Genomic DNA, 277 nt, shown 5'->3' on the forward strand with positions numbered 1-277 from the left:
CAAGCTTCTGCATCCCGAGCATGGCCTGCATTGCCCGCTGGGCACCCTCCGGATCCGGACCGCCAATCAGTGAGCCCAGGTCCGACGGCACGATCTGCCAGGACACGCCGTAGCGGTCCTTTAGCCAGCCGCACATGCTCTCCGCCCCGCCGTCTGTCAGCGCCGACCAGTAGCGGTCCACTTCCGCCTGGTCGGAACAGTCGACCACAAACGAGACGGCTTCCGTGAAGTTGGCCGGCGCTCCCCCGTTGAGTGCCATGAACTTTCGGCCTGCGAT

Annotated in this window: 1 protein-coding gene; it reads right to left on the reverse strand. The window is 65.3% G+C overall.

All coding sequences use genetic code 11. The features are described 5' to 3' along the window. On the reverse strand, positions 1 to 259 hold a 259-nt coding region (locus AC3XQU_RS23800), incomplete at its 3' end, for a VOC family protein (protein WP_489876602.1). Positions 260 to 277: the final 18 nt, after the last annotated feature.

It is taken from the genome of Telluria sp. AZSoR62 (assembly GCF_058111565.1).